We start from the raw sequence: 17,833 nt of genomic DNA, 5'->3' as shown, positions 1-17,833 counted from the left end.
AGTTGATCCGAAGCCAAACGAAAACTCGTTTCAACGATTCGGCCGGCCTGGTGGGACAAAAATCAAGAAACGGGTTTGAGCTACAGGGTTTTGGACCCGATTCTTATTGGCGCGGATTCGCGAAGATCTGCGGGCAAACCGCGCTGATGCGTAATCCGGGTTCAACGAATCAAACGAAAAGGCACGCTTTCACGTGCCTTTTCTTGTTCGATCCAGGAATCATCTCCCGCTGTTCATTATTTCTTCGATCGCGTCGGCGTCCTTCGGAACGCCGGCGGTCAGATTGAGATTGCCGTCTTCCGTCACCAGAACATCGTCTTCGATCCGGACGCCGATGCCGCGATACTTCGACGGCGCATCCTTGTCGTCGGCCGGAATGTACAATCCGGGTTCTACCGTGAGTACCATTCCCGGCGCGAACGGCCGCGAGTTCTTTGCTTTCTGTTCCATAAAATACCGTCCCGCATCGTGCACGTCGAGTCCGAGGTAATGCCCGACGCCGTGCATATAGTATTTCAGGAATTCCTTCTTCTTGATCAGATCCTTGGTCTTTCCTTTGAGCAGTCCGAGCTTCTTCATTCCTTCCGTCAGCAGCTCGATCGAAAGATCCTGCCGGCCCTTGACCGTGATTCCGGTCTTTGTCGCCGCGAGGCATTCCAACTGGACATCGAGCACGACGTCATAAACCTCTCGTTGAGCCTTGGTGAAGCGGCCGTTCACGGGAAACGTTCGGGTGATGTCCGACGCGTAACCCTCATAAGCGCAACCGGCATCGACCAAGAGCAGTTCGCCGTCCTTGAGCGGCGCATTGTTCTCGACATAATGCAGGATCGTCGCGTTCGCGCCGCCGCCGACGATCGAGTTGTAAGATGATCCCGTCGCGCCCGACATACGAAAGTGATATTCGATGATCGCTTCGATCTGCGCCTCGTTCATTCCGGGTTTGCAGGCCCGCATCGCGACAATATGCGCCTCGGCCGCGATGTCGGCGGCCTTCTGCATCAAGGCGACTTCCTCGGACGTCTTGTGCAGCCGCATTTCGCCGATGATCAGCGTCGGATCGACTATAGTGTGCGGCGGATATGCCGTCTTCAAACGTCTGAATCGCTGGCCCGAAAGGTATTGAAGGATCGTCTGGTCGAGTTTTCCGTCGAGTCCGAAGCGGTAATAGAGCTTCTCGTTTCCGTTGAGAAGTTTCGGCAGTTCGGATTCGAATTTCTCGATCGGAAAAGCCTTGTCGGCACCGTAATTCTTTTTCGCGCCTTCGACGCCTTGGCGTCTGCCGTACCAGGTCTCCATCAACGGATCGCGCGGCCGCACGAATAACGTGAACGGCGCCTTCTTGTTCGCCGGTGCGATGACCGCGATCGCGTCCGGCTCGGGAAAGCCGGTCAGATAGTTGAAATCCGGATCCTGATGAAACTTGAATTCGGTGTCGTAACTGCGTGTTTGCTCGTGCGCCGCGGGAATGATCGCGACCGCGTCCTTGCCGATCTGTTCGATAAAATCCTTTAGTTGTTTACGCATTGAAATCTCCTTGATCTACCGATTCTAACGCAAAAAACTCCGAAAGTCGTATCACCGCGGCGCCCGCGTCGTCGGCGACCAAGTCCTGAACGCCGCGATCTTGGCGGTCTTCGCCTGAGAAAACTCGCGGGAGTCTTTTTAAATTCAAGCGAGGATCGCCAGATCTGCAAAGACGAAGTTCAATCGAATCCGATCCGGGTTTCCATCCGGCAAAAAAATTCCGCGCAAGAAGCAACCGAACTGAACGTTCAAACTACCTAGTAAATGTAATTCTCGCGGGAAGAAAATTTCAAACTTAGTATCGAGGTAAACTAATGAAAAAATTTATCTTTCCGGCTTTTTTGTGCCTCTTTCTGGCGCTCGCCGCGAACGCTCAAAAGATAACCGAAGGAACGCTCAACGCAATTGGGCCGGACAGCAAGCCGATCGGCGTCTGTCCTTTGAAGCATACGGACGTCAAGGCGGAAATAACCGGATTTCTCTCCCGTGTCCGCGTCACACAGGAATTCGAAAACAACTTCACCGACAAGATCGAAGCGGTTTATGTTTTTCCGCTCCCGAATGACGCCGCGGTCGATGAGATGACGATGCGCATCGGCGAACGCGTCGTGCGCGGCCGAATTATGCGGCGCGAACAGGCGCGCGAGGTTTACGAAGCCGCGAAATCGACCGGTCAGATCGCCAGCCTGCTCGATCAGGAACGGACCAATATCTTCACGCAGTCGGTTGCGAATATCCTGCCCGGAGAGAAGATCACGATCGAGATCAGCTATGTCGAAACGCTGAAATACGAAGCGGGCCAATACGAGTTCGTCTTTCCGATGACCGTCGGACCGCGATATACGCCGGCGTCGGTCCCGAACGCTGAAGCTGCCAGGATCACGCCGCAATACGCGGAGGTTCGCGCGGGCCACGATATTTCGGTCGAGGTCAACATCGATGCCGGCGTGCCGATCGAAAGCGTCGAATCGCGAACGCATCAGATCGAAGCCGCGATGGTCACGGCAAGCAGTTACAACGTGAAGATCAAGGATTCGGATGTGATCCCGAACAAGGATTTCGTCTTGCGGTACGACGTTTCCGGGAAGCGCATCGAGGACGCGATACTCACGCACCGCGGTCCGAAAGGCGGATATTTCACGTTGATCCTGCAGCCGCCCGACAATCCGCGGATCGAGGACGTGACGCCGAAAGAGATCGTGTTCGTGCTCGACACTTCCGGCTCGATGGGAGGTTTTCCGATCGAAAAGGCAAAAGAATCGATGATGCTCGCGCTCGACGGATTGAATCCGCGCGACACGTTCAATCTCATTACTTTCGCCGGCGACACCGCCATTCTGTTTCCGGAACCGGTTCCGGCAACGCCGGAAAATATGTCGAAAGCACAGGCGTTTCTCGCGTCCCGCGAAGGCGCCGGGGGAACGGAGATGATGAAGGCGATACGCGCCGCGCTCGACCCGAGCGACGAGCAGGATCATCTGCGCATCGTTTGCTTTATGACCGACGGCTACGTCGGCAACGAGGGCGAGATCATCGCCGAGGTCCAAAAGCACAAAAACGCGCGCGTTTTCAGTTTCGGCATCGGCAGTTCGGTCAATCGCGAATTGCTCGACAAAATGGCCGAAGAGGGACGCGGCGAGGTCGAGTACGTCCTTCCCAACAGCGACGGTTCGGCGGCCGCGAAGCGTTTTCACGAGCGTGTTCGAAGTCCCTTGTTAACCGATATCTCGCTTGAGTTCAGCGGACTTGAGGTTGCTGATGTTTATCCGGCGCGGATCAACGATCTCTTCAGCGCGAAACCGATCGTCGTCAAGGGCCGCTTCAAGAATCCGGCGAGCGGCGTGGTCAAGATCCGCGGGAGATTTATGGGACAGGAAACGGTTCGCGAGATCCCGGTGACATTTCCCGAGAACGAACCGCGTCACGACGTTCTCGCGACGCTTTGGGCTCGGACGCGCATCGACGAACTGACCCGACAGGATTACACGAACTCAAAACCTGAGATCACGAAGGCGATCACCGACCTAGCGCTCGATTACGGACTGATGACGAAGTTCACATCATTCGTCGCCGTCGAGGAACGGATCGTGACCGACGGAAATCAGGCGCCGCGGCGCATCGAGGTCCCGGTCGAACTGCCCGAAGGAGTGGACCGGAAGGCGATTCAGGAGCTGCCGGTCAACGGTCGGAGCTATTCGCAATTGCAGACGATGTCTTACTCGACCGCGACCGTCGACGTCAGTTCAGATTCGGCGGTTTTGATCGATATGAGCGAAACGGGGCTGAAAACCGTGATCCGGCCGGACGAACTCAACGGTTCCGGAGGCGGCCGCGGACGCGGGATGCAGATCGACGGCTCCAGCGGAAGCGAGAACGTCTTTGTGATTGACGGAGAAGAAGTCACGAACTTCCGAACCGAAAACAACAGAACGGCAACGAAAGGCAAGGCCACCAAACTGCCGAAGGCGGCGCTCGCCAAGTCGGTCGTTTGGGACGGCACCGATGCGTTGGTCACGGTCGAAGTCACGATCGATGCAACCGGCGCAGTCACGTCGGCGACGGCGACGAGCGGAAATTCGGTGCTTCGTCCGGCCGCCGAAACCGCAGCCCGAAAAACCAAGTTCAAGATCAAGCAGGGAAGCGAGCCCGTCGAGGTTGCCGGCAAAGTGAATTACCGGTTTACGCCCGCCGACCGCAAAGGCGTCCCCGAACTTGGCGGGTTCGCCGTCAAACCGACGCCGGCGCAAATCCACGCGCGGAAGATCGCCGCGAAGTATTCCGGTCCGGTTGCGGCGATCATCGAACGATTGAAGTCGAAATCTCCGGCGTCACCCGACGAGTCAAGATTCGTTGTCGACGGCAAGGCGGAAATCGTCGTCCGACTCACGGACCTGAAGCCCGAAACGATCAGCGCCTTGAAAGCGGCGGGATTCGAAGTACTCACCGAGGTGTCCTCGATCAGCGCGGTCGTCGGCCGCATCGGGGTCGAAAAGATCGCGGCGATCGCCGAACTTGACGCGGTGACGTACATTTCGCCGCAGTATCGCTGACGGTCATCGGATGCAAGAAACGACGCGAGGTCTGTTTCGACAGGCCTCGCGTCGTTCCGTTTGACTTCTAATCCAAATGGCGAAATCATCGAATTGGGCCAATAACCCGGAGGGTTTTGTCTTATGAAGAAACTTCTGATAATTCTCGTGATCCTGACCGTTTCGACGCTCGGTTACGGTCAAACGAAGTACCGGAACTACAACAATGCGCGGTTCGGTTATACGATCTCGTATCCGTCGGATCTGCTCACGCCTCAAGGCGAGGCGGAAAACGGCGACGGTCAGATCTTTCTTGGCACCGGCGCCGAGATGCGCGTTTACGGGAGCAATTTACTGCTCAACGAAACGCTTTCGAATGAGTACAACGCGATTCTCAGAGAAAAGGGAGCGAGCGTTTCGTATAAAGTCCTGAAAGGTTCGTTCTTTGTGATCTCGGGCAAGGAGAACGGTCGAATCTATTACCAGAAGACGATGGAGAATTCCGAAGGAGCGTTTATCACGTTTATGATCGAGTACGACGAATCGAAGCGAAAGACCTATAACGCGGTCGTGACCAGGATCGTCCGATCATTCAAATAATGGACCTGCGCGTTACCGAGATGTTTCTGTCGATCCAGGGCGAATCATCGCACGCCGGACGGTCGTGTTCTTTCGTGCGTTTGACCGGTTGCCCGATGCGCTGCGTCTGGTGCGACAGCGAATACACGTTTACCGGAGGCGAACGCTTGTCGTTTGCCACGATCTTCGAAAGACTCGAGGAATTCGGTTGCAAACTCGTCGAGGTCACCGGCGGCGAACCTCTCGCGCAGAAGAACGTTTTCCCCTTTATAAGCGAACTCTGCGATCGCGGTTACGAGGTCCTGATCGAAACCGGCGGATTTGTTTCTACACAGAAAGTCGATCCGCGAGCAAAAATCATTCTCGACGTGAAATGTCCGGCATCAGGCGAGTCCGAACGCAATCATTGGCCGAATCTCGAACGGCTCGATCCGTCAAAAGATGAGGTGAAATTTGTCGTCGCGAACCTGAGCGATCTCGAATTCGCGTTTGAAGTTGTCCAGAAGTACCATCTTGAGAGCCGCGCCAAGGAGATTCTGATCTCGCCGGTGTTCGGCGTTGAGGATTTGAAGGCGATCGCCGAAACGATCGCCCGAAGCCGCGTTGGAGTTCGGTTGAATCTTCAGCTGCACAAGTATATTTGGGGCGCCGATGTTCACGGAGTCTGAACGTCGAGTTCCCGTTTCTTTTCGGAATAGCTGAAAGTTGATGGATGATAGTTGATAATCGACTTCGAACTATCCACTATGAACCATCAACTATCAGCTATTCCGAAGAAAGGGCACAGAAGAGATGAAAAAGACGTCCCCGAAAACTCCTCCGCTCGCGATAGTTCTGGTTTCCGGCGGAATGGACTCTTGCGTTACGGCCGCGATCGCCTGGTTGGAACATAGTGAGATCGCGTTTCTTCACGTAAGTTACGGCCAACGCACCGAAAATCGCGAGCGGAAAGCCTTCAACGACATCGCCAATTTTTACGGTGTCGAACAACGGCTCGAGGTTTCGATCGAGTATCTCGCGCAAATCGGCGGATCGTCATTAACGGATCGTTCGATCGAGGTTGCCGAAGCGGATCTTGGCAGCAAAGAGATCCCGATGAGTTACGTTCCTTTTCGGAACGCGAATATCCTTGCGATCGCGACGAGTTGGGCGGAAGTGATCGGAGCCGGCGCGATCTATATCGGCGCGGTCGCCGAAGATTCAAGCGGTTATCCGGATTGCCGCCGCGAGTTTTTCGACGCGTTTGAAAAGACCATCGAAACCGGAACGAAGCCGGGAACAACGATTGCGATCCGAACGCCGATCATCGATCTTTCAAAAGGGGAGATCGTCAAGAAGGGAATCGAACTCGGCGCACCGCTTGAGCTTTCGTGGTCGTGTTATCGAAACGAAGACAAGGCTTGCGGTACCTGCGACTCGTGCGCGTTGCGTCTGCGCGGTTTCGCGCAAGCCGGCGTCACGGACCCGATCGAGTATTCGGATAGTTGATCTTAATTATTCGAGCTGTGAGCTTTCAGCTTCGAGCTGTGAGTTTGACCTCGCTTTTTGAGCCTCAAGCTCCGCAATCCGCGCTTTTAGCCTTTCTATTTCGGCATCGATCTGTCCGATATCGGTCTGGTTGCTCAACTTGTGAAAAACCGGCGTGATGATCGTCAATGCGCCGATGACGATCGCAAGCGCCCCGAGCGTCCGCGCGATCCAGTTGTCGCTCGGGTCATACTCGGCCCAAATGATGATCAGGAGCATCGACAAGACGATCCAGATCGCGCCGTGGACGGCATAGGTCGCCCAGATGAACCGGCGGTCGAGCCGCGCCAGCGACAGCAGCGACAGATGCGAACACGACGTGGCGATCAGAGTCGCCGACATCATCACTTTGGCGAACAACTTCCCTTCGGTTTCACCGGCCCAGATCATAATGATCCACATCACTGCGGAAACGACTGAAAACACGATTCCCGTGATCGGAATATATTTTCCGCGTCCGGTTTCGAGATACGCGCCGCAAGCGAGCCCCAAAATGCTCGTCACGGTGATCGCCGTCGTTGTCATCAGAACCCTTGATTCGAAGTCTCCGAAGTTGCCGAACAACATAACTCCGATCCCGATCACGGCGCTCAATGCGACGGACGCTATCAGAACATAAAGAAAGAGTCTTTTGATATTCATTTCGCCCCCTTTCGCGAGATACGTTTTTTAGGTGGGGCAGGTTTCAGATGGCGAGGCGTTGGCGGTTGATCTTCAATCCGTTGACATTTCCCAAAGCGCCGAAGCCGATCTTCTCAGTTTGAAAGAATTCAGCCGCGAGTGCCTGAACCTCCTCGCGGGTGACTGCTTCGATCTTTTGCAGCGTTTCTTCAATTGAGATCTGGCGGCCGTGGACCATTTCGAGCCGCGCGAGCGTCGCCGCGCGATTCGCTGAATCTTCGAGGCCGAGAAGTATCGAGGCGACCGTTTGGGCCTTCATCAGTTCGAGTTCGGCGGCTGTGATTCCGTCGCGGACAACCGATCTCAGTTCCGAAAGTGCGATGTCGAGAACCTTCTCCGTTTGGCGCGGCGAAACCCCTGCGAAGATCGTGAAAACTCCGCAGTCCTGATACATCGCCGCGCTCGCGCCGACCGAATACGCGAGTCCTTTTTCTTCGCGGATCTTTTGCCACAATCGCGATGAAGTTCCGCCGCCGAGAGCGTTCGCCAGAATGTCGGCCGCATAACGATGCTCGCTGCGCGCCGAAACGTAGGGCGTCGAAATGATCAGGTGCGCCTGTTCGAGTCCCTTTTCTTTTTTGATAACGATCGGGGCCGTCGGATTTGGTATTTCGGATTTGGGATTTCCGATTTCCCCCGTTTGTTGACCGAAGGACTTCCCGGCGAGGTCGCGGATCTGCCGGTGCTCGACGTTTCCCGCGGCTGCGATAACTAGGTTCTCCGGACCGAAATGTTCTTTGTGATAACGGCGCGTGACTTCGCTGTTGAATGACCGGACGGTTCGCGGCGTTCCGGCGATCGAGCGTCCAAGCGGGTGTTGGGGAAACAGTTTCTCGTTGAAGATCTCGTGCAGATACTCTTCGGGTGAGTCTTCGGTCATCTTGATCTCTTCGATGATGACGCGCTGCTCGCGTTTGAGTTCTCTTTCGTCAAACCTCGGATCGGTCAGAAGATCCGCAAGCAATTCGAACGCGGTCGGGAGTTCGCGGTCGACCACCTTCATCGCGAATCCCGTCTCTTCGTGCATCGTGAAAGCGTCGAAACTGCCTCCGAGCCGATCGCTTTCGACTGCAATTTCCAGGGCGCTGCGTTTATTGGTGCCCTTGAACACCGCATGTTCGATAAAATGCGATATTCCGCTCAGTTCGGCAGGTTCGTGCCGGGCGCCGATCTTGTAGAAAAATCCGACCGTGACGGAGCGCACGTCCGGCATTCGATCGGTAAGAATCGTCAATCCGTTCGGAAACGTCGTTTTCTGAATGCTTTCCTTCATTTCAGGCGAACAATCAATCTACCACGGCGGCTAGGCACACAGAAAGCGAACTCCGTGGCGTCATACGGGTGAGTGGGACCCGATGTTGTGGGTCCGATCAATTCTCAGCGGGTTCTTTGCCGTTTCTAAGCGTCGCCCGATTTATCGTCTTTGGCCGGTTTCGACTGGGAATCGGTCTGCTTTACGATCTTTTCATCGTTGTTGATACCGAGTTGTTCCATCACCTCGGGAATGCTGAGGCCCATCGCCTGCAATTGCTGAAGCAGGCCGAAAATCACAGACGGTGCCGTTTGCGCGAAACGATTGATACCGCTGTTTTCGCCATTGCCTTGGTCAATCATCACGATCTTGTCGATCTTGCCGAGCGGTTCGGCGACTGCCTGGAATACCGGAGCGCTGGCTTCGATAATTGCCGGCAGGCGCTCAAGAATTGTCTGAAGCCTTGCAGCATCATTGAATTCTCGCCACGCGGCGGCCTTCTCCTTGATCGCGACAGCCTCTGCCAAGCCCTGCGCCTCGATCGACTTTGCTTCGGCAAGACCCTGAGCCTGCAGTTTTTCGGCCTCGGCCAGGCCCAACGCGCGAATCTTCTCAGCCTCCGCTCGGCCTTCGGCCTCGATCGCCGCGGCGCGCCCGGCGCCTTCCTTCTGAAGTTTCTGAGCTTCGGCTTCGGCCTGGGCGATCTGCGCCTGTTTCTTGCCTTCTGCCTCAAGAATCGCGGATTCCTGCAAACCCTGGGCTCGAAGAACCGAAGCGCGACGGTCGGCTTCGGCTTGTTTAACAACGGTCGCTTCGAGTTCTTTCTCTTTGCGCAGGACCTCTTGCTCCTGAACCGCGATCTGCTCCTGAGTCCGGATTCGGTCGATACGAACTTCTTCGGCGACGACTTCTTGCTGGGCCTTGGCGTCGGCGAGCGGTCCCGCCTGATTTGCCTTCGCGCGCTCTTTCTGGATCTCGGCCTGCACCTGGGCCTTCTGGATCTCCGTCTCGCGATTTGACTGGGCGATCTGCGCTTCGGTTTCGAGTCTTACCTTTTCGCCTTCTTGCAGCGCGAGCGAAGCTTTGATCTTCGAATCGCGGTTGGCCTCGGCCTGGCCGATCTCGGCGTCGCGTTTGACCTCGGCCGTGCGGCGTTTGCCGAGCGCGTCGAGATAACCCTCTTCGTCGGAGATCTCCTGAATAGTCAGCGCGTCGAGCCCGATGCCCATTTTTTCGAGATCGACCGCGGCCTCGCTGGTCAGCTTTTGCGCGAACGACTGCCGGTCGTTATTGATCTCTTCGACGGTCAGTGTTCCAAGGATCGCACGCAGGTGGCCTTCAAGCGTTTGAAAAACCAGTTTGTGGAATTCCTCTTGCGGCATTCCGAGAAATCGCTCGGCGGCGGCCCGGAGCGACGTGTCGTCGCCCTTGATCTTGACGTTGGCAACGGCCTTGACCGACACCGGCACACCCTGTCCGGTGTACGCGCGCGTTGTCGTCAGCGGAACCGTGATCACGTTGAGATCAAGAAATTCGACCTTTTCGAGGAACGGGACAACGAGCGTGGCGCCGCCGCGAACCTGCCGGTAACCAACCGTCGTACCGTCGCTCAGACGCCGCGTTCGTCCGGAAATGACGGCCGCCTGATTCGGCGAGACCTTGATGTAGTTCTTGCTGAGCAGCATCAGAACGATGAGCAGCGCGATGAAGATGCCGGCGACGACGATGACGATCAAAACAATCGGTGATTCAAGCATTGGTTTACCTCTTTGGTCCTAATTTGTAAATGCCGGCGTTAATCGGCCGGCTGATTGTCCGCGAAGAGCGAGGCGTTCCGATCACGTTCGGGAGTGACGATAACGGCGTCGCCGGAGATCGAGTCGATGCGGACTATCGTTCCCGCACTGATCGCTGAGCCGTCGGCGGACCGGGCGAGTTTTTCGACGCGTTCCTCGCCGACCCGGCAAGCGATCTGGCCGATGTGGCCTTCTTCGACGCCGACCACGACCTGCGCGGTTCTTCCGATCAGGTCTTCCTCGGTGACGGAACTCGTTGACTGCTGACGGTAAAGGAGCCGCCCAAGATAAAAGACAAGTCCGCCGAAAACGACTCCGCCGATGAGAGCGAAGAACGTCGCGCCGACGGCGGCGAAACCCAGCGAAACGCCGATCGCGCCGAAGCCGCCGAATGCGGTCAGAAAGATGCTGATCACGCGGCTGTCGAGCAATCCGAAGTCGTGCGCGCCGTCGAGATTGGTGTCGAAATCAAAGCCGATCGCGTCGAAGAGATCACCGATGACGAGCGACAGCAGAAGAAACAAGAATCCCAAACCGCCGATTGCAAGAAATATCGTGATCAAACCCATTTGTTTTCCTCCGTTCGGCTATCTTATAACGATTCCCGGATTTTGCCATCCCGCCTGAAGGCGGAACGCCAAACCTATTGTCCGATCGCGTTGAAGAACAGCGGGAACGTCGCCAGCGATTGTCCGCGATACTGCGGGCGGAAGCCGAAGAGGACGATCTTGCCTTTGCCGATGTTGATCGAAACGAGCGCCGCTTTGCCGGCGATCTTTTCGGCGCCGAGCGCCCAACCGGAAAGCAGGATGTCCTCTTTCTTTTCCGGATAGCGGGCGATTATCTCGACGTTCGTGTCGTCCGATTCGCTTATCTCGAACGCCGGCGAATTCTCGAACCAGGCGATCGATTCGGCGGGCATTCCGTTCGCGATCGGATGGCGCCTGTCGATCTTCGTCCGGAGGATCGATCCCGGAATGAAGAAATCTTTTCGGGAAAGTCCTTCGGTTACGTCACGCACCGGAAGTCCGAACTGCTCGATCGCAAAATCCGATGCGCGGTTGAGAAAGACGAGCGTTCCTCCGGCTTCGACGAATTTGCGCAGATTCGCCACGCCTTCCTTGCCGATCCCGCCGGTCAGTTCGTCCGGCATTGCGCCTTTGGCGTAGCCGTTCAGGATCTGGTTCGGGTTTTGATCGGGGAAGACTATCGATTTCACGCGTTTGAAATTGCCGGCGCGGATCTTTGCGTCGTTCGTCGACACGAACTCCGAACACATCGGATGATAGGACAGATTGTTTTCAATCACCCAGCGCGTCCAACCTTCGTCCATTACGGGCTGACTCGATTTGTAGGTCTGGCGGTAGTCAACATAACTACAGCCGAATCCGTCGCCGTTACCGGTGCCGAAGCCGTTCCTAAGCTCCGGGAATTTGATCGGACGGTTCACACGGATCAGCTTCGAATCGGTCAAAAGCGCCAAGTTGTGCGCAGTTACATCGTATGGTGGAATTGGGGCGCCATTTGCATCCAACAGATCCGGGTACTTTTGCGGTTCGATCATCGCCGTAACGAAGGCCGAGTACGGCTGATTCATAAGTATGACCCGAGTGCCGCTGAGGTAGGTCTTTCCGTCAAGCGTGAATTCTCCGACGGATGTCACCTCAACTTCGGCGCGTTCAAGCGCGCTTTCGAGAAAACCCTCAAATCGACTTGCCTTATGATCGAAGACATATGCAAAAACCTCGCCATCCTTGCGTGGCCTGACCGCTCCCTTTCCGATGGAGTAGAATCTTGTCAGCCATTTCGCGCGATTGTCCGACGCGTGGCGGAGCAGCGAATGCGCGCCCGTCGTCATATATTTCGTGATATCGGGAAGTCCCCATTTGCCGCCTTTCCAGACCGGGGAAAAGTTCGCCGATTCCTTTTTCGCATCGAAGCCCTGATCGCCCCGCAGATCGTCGAACTTGACGTCGATCGGCGTCGCGATCCGCGCCGAGGCCGTCTCGGAGAGAATCCGCACACCGCCGTGATAGTGCGAATAGGCGCGCGCCGGCGTCCAGGCGTCGTATGTCGAATCGGTGGTGATGCCTTCAAAACCCTTTTTGCGGAGATCGTTGGCGATGAAATTGCCGAGTTCGGTGAAGCCTTCGATAATCTGCGGAGGAACGTTAGGTTCGACCGGTTTCAGATATGGCGGCAGAAACATCCGCGCGCCGCGCGAGCCTTGCTGATGAATGTCGTGGACGATCTGCGGATGCCAGACGTTGTGAAGTTTGTCGACCGTCAGCTGCGTTTCGACCTGCGTGAACGCATACCAATCGCGGTTGTTGTCGTGGCCGGTGTATTTGTGATAAAGCTCCGGCGGATCGGTCCCTTCGAACGCGGTTCCGAGCGTTTTGTCGTACCATTTCTTGACGATATCGACGCCGTCCGGATTCAAACTCGGGACGAGCAGAATCACGGTGTTTTCGAGAATCTTCCGCGTTTCCGCATCTTCCGCGCGCGCCAGGCGTTCGGCGATTAGCATCGACGAAAGCGTCGATCCGACTTCCGTTGAATGGACCCCGCACGTGATCAGAACGATCGTCTTGCCTTGCTTGATCAGATCCGCGGCGGCCTTGTCATTCGATTTGAATGTCCGCGGATCCGCGAGTTTGGCATTGATTTCCTTTATCTTTTCAAGGTTCGCGAAGTTCTTCGGATCGGTGATCGTCGCATAAACGAACGGCGCGCCCATCGTCGTTTTTCCGATCTCCTCAAACCGCACGCGATCGCTCGCGGCGTCGAGCCGCTTGAAATACTCGATTATCCTGTCCCAAGAAGCGAGTTTGCGATCCTCGCCGGGCGTAAACCCGATGACGTCCTTCGGCGCCGGGACGGTTTGGGCGGCGACGGTGTAGGCGAGCACGAGGACGACCGCAAAGAGACGAAGCGAAACCACGAAACGACTGATCATTTGAACTCCTGTTGATTGATGTCAAACAGTTTACGGCAAATGACAAATGACGCAAAACCGAAATAATTGACGATGCACATAATCACGTGTATTATGTGCATCGTGGAGAAGTTATGACCTTGACGATAGAAAAGAAAAGAAAACACATCATTCTCGATCAATCGAAATTGACCTTGGCGAAAGAAATACTCGGGGCAAAAACCGAAACCGAAACCATCGAAGCAGCCCTTGAATCGATTATCTCCGAGGCCAAGAAAAACGAAATGGCATTCGAAGCGACCGAGCGATTTTTTAGAACCGGAATCTTGATAGATGACGTTTTCGGTAATTTGGAGGACGTATAGTGGCAAAGCCCTTTGTGTTCGACACTTCGGTTTACATTCGCGCGCTACGCCTCGGAGAAGAAGATCTCCTGACTCAGATGCGGTCTGACGGCTCACCGATTTATCTCAGCTCGGTCGTATTGGAAGAGCTTTTTGTTGGCGCATCGGATCGAAAAGCTTTGAATGCGCTGATTAAGTTGGAAAATCAATTCCAAAAGGTTGGAAGAATTCTCACGCCAAGCCAATCGGATTGGTCGGCGACCGGCCGGATTCTGAATCGGGCCGGCGTCAAATACGGGTTTGAAAAAGTTGGAAAACTCCGTCTGACTAATGACACGCTCCTCGCAACGAGCGTCGCCCGAGTTGGATTCAAGCTTTTTACAATCAACGCGAAAGACTTCGCAATGGTCAGTGACTTTCGGAAGTTTGACTGGGAAGTTATTGCTTGATCGGCGACACGCCGCCTGAACTTCAAACTTCAAACGGGAAATCAGCGCCGTTCGATGCGCATTTTCATCCCGAATTTCGGGCGCAGCGTCATCAGGGGATTGAGCGCGATCTTCTGCGCCGGATCCAGACGAAGCCGCCATTTGCGGGCGATCGAAGCAATCAGCAAAACGCCTTCGGTCCAGGCGAATTGCTCACCGATGCAACGGCGCGTACCGCCGCCAAACGGGAAGTAGATGAACTTGTTCGAGGCTTCCTTGATCGATAGCTTTTCCCAACGCTCGGGTCGAAAACTCTCCGGATCATCCCAAAATCGCGGATCACGGTGGGCGACGTACATCGACAGCAAGATCAACGAATCCTTCGGAACGTGAAATCCGCCGAATTCGTGGTCTTCCGTCGCGAGCCGTCCGAGCGCCCAGGCCGGAGGGTAAAGCCGCATCGCTTCGGCAAGCACCGATTCGGTGTATTTCAGGTTCGGATAATCGTCAATCGACGGCGTTCGATCGCCAAGTACGCGGTCCAGTTCGTCGTGCAGCTTCGCTTCCGCGGCAGGGTTTTGCGACAGCAAATACCAGGTGAAGGTCAGTGCGTTCGCGGTCGTTTCGTGGCCCGCGAGGAAAAGCGTCAGCGCTTCGTCGCGAACCTGCTCGTCGGTCATCCGCCCGCCGTCGTCCTCGTCCTGCGCGAGCAGCAGCATCGACAGCAGATCGCCTTTGTCCGCACCCGACGTTCGCCGTTCATCGATGATCCCGTAAATGATCTTGTCGAGCGTGTCCTTTGCGTTTCGGAATCGGCGCGTCTGCGGGAGCGGGATCTTTTCGAGCAATTCCGAGAACGGTAAGAGCAAGTAATTGAACAGGTTGATGAGATCCGTCATCGCCCGTCCGATTTCGTCGGCATCGTCTTCGATATCAGCGTTGAAGAGTGTTTTGGCGACGATCTGAAGCGTCAGACGCATCATTTCATGATCGACATCGCGCGTTTCGCCATCGTTCCACGAACTCGCCATCTTCTCGCCGTATTCGATCATCGAACGTGCGTATTCAGCGATTCGCTGGCGATGAAAGGCCGGCTGGATCATTCGACGCTGACGAAGATGAAAGTCCTTCTCGGCTGTCAAAAGCCCCTCGCCGAGGAGACGCTTCGCACGTTGCAGCGCGCGGCCTTTGACGAACTTCGACGCGTGCACGACCAGGAGCTCGCGGACGAGGTCCGGATGATTCAGAAAGAACGCCCGTTGTCCGCCCATCCGAAACGTCGTCACATCGCCGAGGTTTGCAAGTTCGGTCAGGAACTCGGTCGGCCTTCGACGGAACTGCAGAAAGTGACCGCCGATCCAGCTGGCCGGCACGGTTGGCGCCATCGTCTTCCTTGCGGAGTTCATACGCTGATTCTAACATCGACCACGGATCGTGCGAATGGCTCCCGGATCAGAGCCGGGCGAAAAACCGGATCATTGGGATTCTGCGTGTTGACTCAGAGCCCTTCGTGGATGATTGCTTTAGAAATTTCCCAGCAAAACTGGTATGTTTGAAAATATGAGTGAAGCCAAGACGAAGAAGATCAAACCGGATATCCGTGCCATCACGCGGCTTGTGCCGCCAAGCGGCAACCTTGTTCAGGGCCAGTCGGAACTGCCGATCGATCCGCAACTCGCGCGCGAGGCGGCGGAGATCATCGCCGCCAGCCGCAATCATTACGGCGCCAGCGAAGGCGACGCCTCGCTTCGAAAGGCGGTCGCCGCGAAGATCGCGCAGTACAACGGAATCACGGTCGACGTCGATGCGAAGCCGTTGGAAGTTATGATCACCAACGGCGGCACCGGCGCGCTGATCGGCATCGCGATGAGTTATCTTCGCGGAAAGTCGGCGCTCGTTTTCGAACCCTATTATCCTTATCATCGCCGCATCCTCGAAGAATTTGGCGGCAAGACCGAAACGTTCGAGCTTGACCCCCAACTGCGATTCGAAAAAGGCGCGCTGTTCGCACGCTGCAAACAGCTCAAGGATCGAGCGGATTTTCCGCTGAAGGCGATCATCGTCTGCTCGCCGGCGAATCCGACGGGCAAAGTGATGTCGCAGATCGAACTCGAGTCGATCGCGTCGGTCGCGCAGGAACTCGATCTGCTCGTCATTTCGGACGAGGTTTACGAGCATTACGTCGCCGGCGAGAATCCGCATTTGCCGATCGCGACGCTGCCCGGAATGTGGGAACGAACGATCACCGTCAATTCGTTTTCAAAGTCCTGGAACATTTCGGGATGGCGTCTCGGCTATTGTTACGGCGCGGGCAGCTTGATCCAGCCGGTCAACAATGCCGCGAACGTCGTTTACGTTTGTCCGGCAACGCCGTTGCAGGCCGCGCTCGCGAAAGTTCTGATGGCGGACGCGGATTATTACGGCAAACTCCGCGACAAATTCGAGGAGAAGCGCAAATTCGTTTCGGGCGCGCTGACCGACCTTGGCTTCAATATCTACGACTCCGGCTCTTCCTTCTATCTCTGGGCACGGATTCCGGAACAGTTCTCCGACGCGTTGAAGTTCAACGAAATGCTGATGGAAAAGGCGGGCGTCGGAATGGTTCCGGGAAGCGCGTTCGCCGATTCGGATACTTGGGATTCTTTCGCGCGCATCTGCATCGCCCGCGAGGATTCGATCCTCGAAGGCGCGATGGAAAAACTGCGGACCGTTTTGGGGTCATAAATTAACGCCAACTTTCTCGCGTCTGACGACGTATCTCGAGTAGGATGATCGGCTTGGTTTTCAGAGTCTTTGGTTATTTCCTCGGCTTCTCGGCTTTAGGGCTCGGCGGGCTCTATGGCTATGTGTCGTTTCAAGCCGGCGTTCCGGCGAGCGGCAAGGAATTCTTCAGAACTCAACCGAACCGTCCATTGGTCATCGCGCATCGCGGCGGAGGCGGCCAGTTTCCCGAAAACACGCTTTACGCATTTGAGGAATCGGCAAAACTCGGTGTTGATATCCTCGAACTCGACGTTCACGAAACGGCCGATGGCGAGCTCGTCGTCCTCCACGACCGCAAAGTGAATCGAACCACCGACGGCGACGGCGAGATCCGCGCGATGACTCTCGAACAATCGCAAAAACTGGACGCCGCATTCGATTTCTCGACTGATGGCGGTACGACCTTTCCGATGCGCGGCAAAGGTGTCAGAATTCCAACGCTGAAAGAGGTTTTTGCCGCACTGCCGGACAATCGATTCAACATCGAAATGAAACCCGAGTCGGAAACTATTTCGACGAAACTCTGCGCGATCGTTCGCGAACGAGGTCTGGCGGAACGTGTGATCGTCGCGTCGACGAGCCGGACGAATCTCGATAACTTCCGGGCCGCGTGTCCCGAAGTTGCGACGTCCGGCAGTTTTTCAGAGGTCACGAAGTTTCTCGTTTATCAAAAAACGGGTCTCGGCGAATCGTACAGCCCGGCGATGAACGCCATTCAAACACCCGTGAGACTTCGGAGCTTTGATTTCGTCACCGCCGATTACATTGAAAAAGCTCATAAACTCAATCTGCAGATTCACGTTTGGACGATCAACGATCCCGGCGAAATGAAACGCCTTATCGATCTCGGGGTCGACGGGATTATGACCGATTATCCGGAGCGACTGCTTTCGTTGCGGAAGTGATCGCCGCCCCGACTATTAACTTCAAGCTATCCGCTATCATCTATTCCGAAAAACGGGCCTGATA

Annotated in this window: 15 protein-coding genes; 8 read left to right on the top strand and 7 right to left on the bottom strand. The window is 55.7% G+C overall.

From position 1 onward, the window contains the following. Positions 1–219: 219 nt before the first annotated feature. Positions 220–1,527, bottom strand: a complete 1,308-nt coding sequence (locus IPN69_24685; protein ID MBK8813908.1) for an aminopeptidase P N-terminal domain-containing protein — start codon at positions 1,525–1,527, stop codon at positions 220–222. Positions 1,528–1,841: 314 nt separating this feature from the next. Between IPN69_24685 and IPN69_24680 the strand changes: the two genes are divergently transcribed. The 4 genes from IPN69_24680 (at position 1,842) to queC (ending at position 6,623) form a co-directional block, all read left to right on the top strand. Continuing rightward, positions 1,842–4,577 (top strand): VWA domain-containing protein, encoded by a 2,736-nt coding sequence (locus tag IPN69_24680; protein ID MBK8813907.1) that lies wholly within the window; start codon positions 1,842–1,844, stop codon positions 4,575–4,577. A 123-nt stretch (positions 4,578–4,700) separates the two neighbouring features. Further along, positions 4,701–5,156: a hypothetical protein gene (locus IPN69_24675; protein ID MBK8813906.1), complete on the top strand. Its 456-nt coding sequence runs from the start codon at positions 4,701–4,703 to the stop codon at positions 5,154–5,156. After that, a complete protein-coding gene (locus IPN69_24670; GenBank protein ID MBK8813905.1) occupies positions 5,156–5,803 on the top strand; it encodes a radical SAM protein in 648 nt (215 codons plus the stop codon). The genes IPN69_24675 and IPN69_24670 overlap by 1 nt, the downstream gene beginning before the upstream one ends. A gap of 124 nt (positions 5,804–5,927) precedes the next feature. After that, positions 5,928–6,623, top strand: coding sequence for a 7-cyano-7-deazaguanine synthase QueC (queC, locus tag IPN69_24665; protein ID MBK8813904.1), 696 nt, complete (start codon positions 5,928–5,930; stop codon positions 6,621–6,623). Between the two features lie 6 nt (positions 6,624–6,629). Here queC and IPN69_24660 read toward each other — a convergent pair whose 3' ends face one another. The 5 genes from IPN69_24660 to IPN69_24640 form a co-directional block, all read right to left on the bottom strand. Further along, positions 6,630–7,304, bottom strand: coding sequence for a hypothetical protein (locus IPN69_24660; protein MBK8813903.1), 675 nt, complete (start codon positions 7,302–7,304; stop codon positions 6,630–6,632). Between the two features lie 43 nt (positions 7,305–7,347). Further along, positions 7,348–8,616: an insulinase family protein gene (locus tag IPN69_24655; GenBank protein ID MBK8813902.1), complete on the bottom strand. Its 1,269-nt coding sequence runs from the start codon at positions 8,614–8,616 to the stop codon at positions 7,348–7,350. A gap of 125 nt (positions 8,617–8,741) precedes the next feature. After that, positions 8,742–10,352: a flotillin family protein gene (locus IPN69_24650; protein ID MBK8813901.1), complete on the bottom strand. Its 1,611-nt coding sequence runs from the start codon at positions 10,350–10,352 to the stop codon at positions 8,742–8,744. A 38-nt stretch (positions 10,353–10,390) separates the two neighbouring features. Continuing rightward, positions 10,391–10,960 (bottom strand): hypothetical protein, encoded by a 570-nt coding sequence (locus IPN69_24645; protein MBK8813900.1) that lies wholly within the window; start codon positions 10,958–10,960, stop codon positions 10,391–10,393. 74 nt (positions 10,961–11,034) lie between these two features. Beyond that, the gene (locus IPN69_24640) at positions 11,035–13,350 is read right to left on the bottom strand and encodes a hypothetical protein (protein ID MBK8813899.1); all 2,316 of its coding nucleotides are present in this window, start codon (positions 13,348–13,350) and stop codon (positions 11,035–11,037) included. A 95-nt stretch (positions 13,351–13,445) separates the two neighbouring features. On the opposite strand from IPN69_24640, the gene IPN69_24635 reads away from it, so the two are divergent. Next, complete coding sequence (locus IPN69_24635; GenBank protein MBK8813898.1) at positions 13,446–13,694, top strand: hypothetical protein; 249 nt, start codon at positions 13,446–13,448, stop codon at positions 13,692–13,694. Then, entirely contained in the window at positions 13,694–14,122 is a 429-nt protein-coding gene (locus tag IPN69_24630; protein ID MBK8813897.1) for a type II toxin-antitoxin system VapC family toxin, read from the top strand. Before IPN69_24635 ends, IPN69_24630 begins: the two co-directional genes overlap by 1 nt. A gap of 41 nt (positions 14,123–14,163) precedes the next feature. Here the strand turns inward: IPN69_24630 and IPN69_24625 are convergent, their stop codons facing one another. Beyond that, on the bottom strand, positions 14,164–15,486 hold the full coding sequence (locus IPN69_24625; protein ID MBK8813896.1) for a cytochrome P450: 1,323 nt from the start codon (positions 15,484–15,486) through the stop codon (positions 14,164–14,166). A 175-nt stretch (positions 15,487–15,661) separates the two neighbouring features. Here IPN69_24625 and IPN69_24620 point away from each other — a divergent pair, with 175 nt between their 5' ends. Both IPN69_24620 and IPN69_24615 read left to right on the top strand, forming a co-directional pair. Further along, the gene (locus tag IPN69_24620) at positions 15,662–16,825 is read left to right on the top strand and encodes a pyridoxal phosphate-dependent aminotransferase (protein MBK8813895.1); all 1,164 of its coding nucleotides are present in this window, start codon (positions 15,662–15,664) and stop codon (positions 16,823–16,825) included. A 44-nt stretch (positions 16,826–16,869) separates the two neighbouring features. Next, positions 16,870–17,769 (top strand): glycerophosphodiester phosphodiesterase, encoded by a 900-nt coding sequence (locus IPN69_24615; GenBank protein MBK8813894.1) that lies wholly within the window; start codon positions 16,870–16,872, stop codon positions 17,767–17,769. Positions 17,770–17,833: the final 64 nt, after the last annotated feature.

It is taken from the genome of Acidobacteriota bacterium (assembly GCA_016715115.1).
Taxonomy (GTDB): domain Bacteria; phylum Acidobacteriota; class Blastocatellia; order Pyrinomonadales; family Pyrinomonadaceae; genus JAFDVJ01.
Note: the sequence above shows the minus strand (reverse complement) of the source record. Positions and strands in the feature narration are given on the sequence as shown.

Bases quoted from the DNA above. Each gene is read 5' to 3' on its own strand.
- IPN69_24685 (MBK8813908.1), bottom strand. From the start codon at position 1,527: ATGCGTAAACAACTAAAGGATTTTATCGAACAGATCGGCAAGGACGCG.
- queC (MBK8813904.1), top strand. From the start codon at position 5,928: ATGAAAAAGACGTCCCCGAAAACTCCTCCGCTCGCGATAGTTCTGGTT.
- IPN69_24670 (MBK8813905.1), top strand. From the start codon at position 5,156: ATGGACCTGCGCGTTACCGAGATGTTTCTGTCGATCCAGGGCGAATCA.
- IPN69_24640 (MBK8813899.1), bottom strand. From the start codon at position 13,350: ATGATCAGTCGTTTCGTGGTTTCGCTTCGTCTCTTTGCGGTCGTCCTC.
- IPN69_24645 (MBK8813900.1), bottom strand. From the start codon at position 10,960: ATGGGTTTGATCACGATATTTCTTGCAATCGGCGGTTTGGGATTCTTG.
- IPN69_24615 (MBK8813894.1), top strand. From the start codon at position 16,870: ATGATCGGCTTGGTTTTCAGAGTCTTTGGTTATTTCCTCGGCTTCTCG.
- IPN69_24680 (MBK8813907.1), top strand. From the start codon at position 1,842: ATGAAAAAATTTATCTTTCCGGCTTTTTTGTGCCTCTTTCTGGCGCTC.
- IPN69_24675 (MBK8813906.1), top strand. From the start codon at position 4,701: ATGAAGAAACTTCTGATAATTCTCGTGATCCTGACCGTTTCGACGCTC.
- IPN69_24620 (MBK8813895.1), top strand. From the start codon at position 15,662: ATGAGTGAAGCCAAGACGAAGAAGATCAAACCGGATATCCGTGCCATC.
- IPN69_24655 (MBK8813902.1), bottom strand. From the start codon at position 8,616: ATGAAGGAAAGCATTCAGAAAACGACGTTTCCGAACGGATTGACGATT.
- IPN69_24660 (MBK8813903.1), bottom strand. From the start codon at position 7,304: ATGAATATCAAAAGACTCTTTCTTTATGTTCTGATAGCGTCCGTCGCA.
- IPN69_24650 (MBK8813901.1), bottom strand. From the start codon at position 10,352: ATGCTTGAATCACCGATTGTTTTGATCGTCATCGTCGTCGCCGGCATC.
- IPN69_24625 (MBK8813896.1), bottom strand. From the start codon at position 15,486: ATGGCGCCAACCGTGCCGGCCAGCTGGATCGGCGGTCACTTTCTGCAG.